Source organism: Streptomyces sp. NPDC001663, from assembly GCF_042893105.1.
GTDB lineage: Bacteria > Actinomycetota > Actinomycetes > Streptomycetales > Streptomycetaceae > Streptomyces.
Window position 1 is genome coordinate 1 of the sequence record NZ_JBIAUR010000056.1, and the last position, 1,429, is coordinate 1,429.

1 protein-coding gene is annotated in these 1,429 nt (G+C 65.4%); it reads right to left on the bottom strand.

What is annotated here, in order from left to right:
• Window positions 1-29 precede the first annotated feature (29 nt).
• Entirely contained in the window at window positions 30-1,268 is a 1,239-nt protein-coding gene (locus tag ACFY1L_RS55990; RefSeq protein WP_388843385.1) for an IS256 family transposase, read from the bottom strand.
• Window positions 1,269-1,429: the final 161 nt, after the last annotated feature.

Consider the following 1,429-nt stretch of genomic DNA (forward strand, 5'->3'; position numbering starts at 1 on the left):
GGTCGTGTCCCTCGTCGTGGTGTTGGGGATCAACTGGTGGGCGTGTTGGGGGTGTTGGGTAGCGCGGGGGCGCTTTCGGGGAGTTCGCGGTAGATCTCGCTCATGCTGCCTTCGGGGAGGTAGCGGCGAGGGAAGGCGATCCATTCGTCGTGCATCTCGAAGAGGACGGCGGTGACCAGCCGGATGAGCGCGTCGTCGTTGGGAAAGACCTGGACGACGTCGATCCTGCGCTTGATCTCCCGGTTCACCCGTTCCAGAGGGTTCGTCGACTGGATCTTCTTCCAGTGCCTGGGTGGGAAGTCCGCGAACGCGGTCAGATCCTCCTTCGCCTCCAACAGCATCGCTTTGACCTTGGGGAACTGGGCGCCGAGCATGTCGGCGACGGTGTCCAGCTGAGTGCGCACGAGGCCGGCGGTGGGCTGGGTAAAGATCGTGCGGATCGTCGCGGCGACCATTTCACCAGAATCCCGGTCGATCACACTGAAGACATTTCGCAGGAAATGAACCCTGCACCGCTGCCAGGCGGCGCCCAGCATCACCTTGCGGACCGCGGCGACCAGCCCGGCGTGCTGGTCGGTGACGACCAGACGAACCCCGGACAGGCCGCGCTCACGCAGCGAGCGCAAAAACTCCTTCCAGAACGCCTCGCTCTCGCTGTCACCGACCATCAGGCCCAGGACCTCGCGGTTGCCGTCCTCGGTGATGCCGGTGGCGACCACGACGGCCCGCGAGACGATCTGGTGGTTGACGCGCGCCTTGCAGTAGGTCGCGTCCAGGTAGACGTAGGGGAAGCGGACGTGATCCAGCGGGCGGGTGCGGAACGCGGTCAGCGGCTCGTCCAGCATCGTGCAGATCCGCGAGACTTCGGACTTGGAGATCCCGCTGTCCCCGCCCAGGGCTTTGACCAGGTCATCCACGCTGCGGGTGGAAACACCGTGCACGTATGCCTCCATGATGACCGCGTAGAGGGCCTGGTCGATGCGGCGCCGTCGCTCCAGCAGCGAGGGGAAGAAGCTGCCGGTGCGGACCTTGGGAATCTCCAGGTCCAGATCGCCGGCAAGCGTGGTCAGCACCTTCTCGCGATGCCCGTTGCGGACGGTGGTCCGCGTCGGCGTGTGCTCGTTCCACTCCGCACCGATGTGGGCACTTGCCTCGGCCTCGATCAACTCCTGCACCATTCGCTCGGCGATGGCGCGGATCAGCTCGATTCCGTCGGTCGAGCGTAGTGACTCAAGCAGCCGTATCAGTTCAGACTGGGACAGGGCCATCGTGCACTCCTCGTGGTTGAACTGGGCGTTCACCAAGGAGAGTTACGCGATGGCCCGCCTCCTGTTCAGGGAGCGGTCCGCACCCGTGGAAGTGCGCCCCGGGCAGACGCCCGCGCACTCCCAGCCGCTGATCCCGTACACCACGACGAGGGACACCATCG